Here is a 377-nt window from a genome sequence, read left to right as displayed (position 1 = left end):
TTCAAGTGCCCCTGTCACTACAGCATGTTCGATCCCGAGAAGTCGGGTCAGATGATCTGCGGCCAGGCGACCGAAGATCTGCCGCAAATCCAACTCGAGTACGACCCGGCCTCCGACAGTGTTCGCGCCGTGGCCGTCACCGGCCTGATCTACGGCCGCCAGGCCAACGTGCTGTAAGCCCATCACCGTCAGGAGACGAACACCATGTCGCAATTCAAGGATCGTGTCGCGCTGCCGCCGGCAGATGCGCAAAAAACCAATTTGACCTGCCATTTCTGCATCGTGGGCTGTGGCTACCACGCCTACACCTGGGATGCCGACCGCGAGGGCGGGCGAGCGCCCCACCAGAACGCGCTGGGGCTTGATTTTCGCAAGCA

General features: G+C 61.5%; 2 protein-coding genes. Both read left to right on the top strand.

The window, feature by feature from the left end; all coding sequences use genetic code 11:
• On the top strand, positions 1-177 hold a 177-nt coding region (locus THIARS_RS19055; protein WP_483887655.1), incomplete at its 5' end, for a Rieske (2Fe-2S) protein.
• A 27-nt stretch (positions 178-204) separates the two neighbouring features.
• Positions 205-377, top strand: a 173-nt coding sequence (locus THIARS_RS18740; protein ID WP_186436767.1) for a hypothetical protein, incomplete at its 3' end; no start/stop codon positions are given.

Source organism: Thiomonas delicata (genome assembly GCF_900088825.1).
Classification (GTDB): domain Bacteria; phylum Pseudomonadota; class Gammaproteobacteria; order Burkholderiales; family Burkholderiaceae_C; genus Thiomonas_A; species Thiomonas_A delicata.
The sequence above is the reverse complement of the archived record's forward strand: the minus strand, read 5'-3'. Positions and strand labels throughout refer to the sequence as shown.